The 3,464-nt window shown below is 48.4% G+C and carries 2 rRNA genes; both read left to right on the top strand.

Features of this window, described 5'->3' with window-relative positions:
• Nucleotides 1-316 precede the first annotated feature (316 nt).
• A 23S ribosomal RNA gene (locus LOZ91_RS14490) occupies nt 317-3,211 on the top strand.
• 190 nt (nt 3,212-3,401) lie between these two features.
• Nucleotides 3,402-3,464: ribosomal RNA gene (gene rrf / locus LOZ91_RS14485) — 5S ribosomal RNA — on the top strand; the annotation flags it as partial.

The raw sequence follows: 3,464 nt of genomic DNA, 5'->3' as shown, positions 1-3,464 counted from the left end.
ACTCTGTGATTTATCACAGCGTCTAGACCTGACGAAGGCTAGATCAATCATTAACAGAATATATTTGAGTTGAAATAAATTGTTTAAGGCTCAGAACTAAATTGACATTGAAATGTGACACGCAAGTGACATGTTTGAATGAAGATGCAGAACTGAGAAACTAGCGATTAACTGAATCAAGCGTTTTGGTATATGAATCTAATTGAAGCTGTACAGTGCTTAAATGCACAAGACGCCAACTGTATGATTGACTGAGTAATTGGTTAATCTGTTGCTCATCCTACTTGTAAGGATGAACGACTGTTTGGGGTTGTATAGTCAAGTAATTAAGTGCATGTGGTGGATGCCTTGGCAGTCAGAGGCGATGAAAGACGTGATAGCCTGCGAAAAGCTCCGGGGAGGCGGCAAATATCCTGTGATCCGGAGATGTCTGAATGGGGAAACCCACTTACCATAAGGTAGGTATTGCATGATGAATACATAGTCATGCAAGGCGAACGAGGGGAAGTGAAACATCTCAGTACCCTTAGGAAAAGAAATCAATTGAGATTCCCTCAGTAGCGGCGAGCGAAAGGGGAAGAGCCCATTAAGTCATATAAGTTCTAGTGGAACGCTCTGGGAAGTGCGACCGTAGACGGTGATAGTCCTGTACACGAAAGGGCTTATATGATGATGTCGAGTAGGGCGAGGCACGTGAAACCTTGTCTGAATATGGGGGGACCATCCTCCAAGGCTAAATACTCCTGACTGACCGATAGTGAACCAGTACCGTGAGGGAAAGGCGAAAAGAACCCCTGTGAGGGGAGTGAAATAGATCCTGAAACCGCATGCATACAAGCAGTGGGAGCCGACTTGTTCGGTGACTGCGTACCTTTTGTATAATGGGTCAGCGACTTATATTCAGTAGCAAGGTTAACCGAATAGGGGAGCCGTAGGGAAACCGAGTCTTAATAGGGCGCATTAGTTGCTGGGTATAGACCCGAAACCAGGTGATCTATCCATGAGCAGGTTGAAGGTTGGGTAACACTAACTGGAGGACCGAACCCACTGTCGTTGAAAAGCCAGGGGATGACTTGTGGATAGGGGTGAAAGGCTAATCAAACTTGGTGATAGCTGGTTCTCCCCGAAAGCTATTTAGGTAGCGCCTCGGACGAATACCATTGGGGGTAGAGCACTGTTTCGGCTAGGGGGTCATCCCGACTTACCAAACCGATGCAAACTCCGAATACCAATGAGTACTATCCGGGAGACAGACTGCGGGTGCTAACGTCCGTAGTCAAGAGGAAAACAATCCAGACCGCCAGCTAAGGCCCCAAAATTATAGTTAAGTGGGAAACGATGTGGGAAGGCATAGACAGCTAGGAGGTTGGCTTAGAAGCAGCCACCCTTTAAAGAAAGCGTAATAGCTCACTAGTCGAGTCGGCCTGCGCGGAAGATGTAACGGGGCTAAAACTATATGCCGAAGCTGCGGATGCATAATTTATTATGCGTGGTAGGGGAGCGTTCTGTAAGCCGATGAAGGTGGATTGAGAAGTCTGCTGGAGGTATCAGAAGTGCGAATGCTGACGTGAGTAACGACAATGCGAGTGAAAAACTCGCACGCTGAAAGACCAAGGGTTCCAGTCCAACGTTAATCGGGGCTGGGTGAGTCGACCCCTAAGGCGAGGCCGAGAGGCGTAGTCGATGGGAAATTGGTTAATATTCCAATACTTCTGTGTAATGCGATGAGAGGACGGAGAAGGTTAAGTCAGCCTGGCGTTGGTTGTCCAGGTGGAAGGTTGTAGGCATGTATCTTAGGCAAATCCGGGGTACTCTATGCTGAGAACTGATAGCAAGCTGTACTTGTACAGTGAAGTGGCTGATACCATGCTTCCAGGAAAAGTCTCTAAGCTTCAGTTACACAGGAATCGTACCCGAAACCGACACAGGTGGTCAGGTCGAGTAGACCAAAGCGCTTGAGAGAACTCTGCTGAAGGAACTAGGCAAAATGGTACCGTAACTTCGGGAGAAGGTACGCTGCTTTTGGTGATGGAACTTGCTTCCTGAGCTGAGAGCAGCCACAGAAACCAGGCCCCTGCAACTGTTTATTAAAAACATAGCACTCTGCAAACACGAAAGTGGACGTATAGGGTGTGATGCCTGCCCGGTGCTGGAAGGTTAATTGATGGGGTTAGCGTAAGCGAAGCTCTTGATCGAAGCCCCAGTAAACGGCGGCCGTAACTATAACGGTCCTAAGGTAGCGAAATTCCTTGTCGGGTAAGTTCCGACCTGCACGAATGGCATAATGATGGGGGCGCTGTCTCCAGCAGAGACTCAGTGAAATCGAATTCGCCGTGAAGATGCGGTGTACCCGCGGCTAGACGGAAAGACCCCGTGAACCTTTACTGCAGCTTGACATTGAACTTTGATCTTACTTGTGTAGGATAGGTGGGAGGCTTTGAAACCGAGACGCTAGTTTCGGTGGAGCCAATCTTGAAATACCACCCTGGTAATATTGAGGTTCTAACTCTGTCCCGTTATCCGGGACGAGGACCATGTCTGGTGGGTAGTTTGACTGGGGCGGTCTCCTCCTAAAGAGTAACGGAGGAGTACGAAGGTGCGCTCAGCGTGGTCGGAAATCACGCGTAGAGTATAAAGGCAAAAGCGCGCTTAACTGCGAGACCCACAAGTCGAGCAGGTACGAAAGTAGGTCTTAGTGATCCGGTGGTTCTGTATGGAAGGGCCATCGCTCAACGGATAAAAGGTACTCTGGGGATAACAGGCTGATACCGCCCAAGAGTTCATATCGACGGCGGTGTTTGGCACCTCGATGTCGGCTCATCTCATCCTGGGGCTGAAGCAGGTCCCAAGGGTATGGCTGTTCGCCATTTAAAGAGGTACGCGAGCTGGGTTTAGAACGTCGTGAGACAGTTCGGTCCCTATCTACCGTGGGCGTTGGAAATTTGAGAGGATCTGCTCCTAGTACGAGAGGACCAGAGTGGACGAACCTCTGGTGTACCGGTTGTGACGCCAGTCGCATCGCCGGGTAGCTATGTTCGGAAGGGATAACCGCTGAAAGCATCTAAGCGGGAAGCCTACCTCAAGATAAGATTTCCCCGAGACTTTATGTCTCCTAAAGAGCCGTTGAAGACTACGACGTTGATAGGTTGGATGTGGAAGTGCAGTGATGCATGAAGCTGACCAATACTAATTGCTCGTGAGGCTTGACTATACAACACCCAAACAGTTGTTGTATAAAGCATCAATTGATTCGATATTCAGCAAAACGACTTGATTCAGTATCTCGTTAGTAAGACAATATTCAACTCAAATGTACCTGTTAATGTATTCTATTTGGTACGAAGTACGGCATACACTGCAAAGCAGTTAAATAAGACCCGAACAAGTCCATAAACAGTTGTGCTGGCGACAATAGCAAGAGTGAACCACCTGATCCCTTCCCGAACTCAGAAGTGAAACCTCTT

This window comes from Acinetobacter sp. F-1 (genome assembly GCF_022869025.1).
GTDB classification, from domain to species: Bacteria; Pseudomonadota; Gammaproteobacteria; order Pseudomonadales; family Moraxellaceae; genus Acinetobacter; species Acinetobacter pseudolwoffii.
This window is presented reverse-complemented; position numbering and strand designations above follow the sequence as displayed.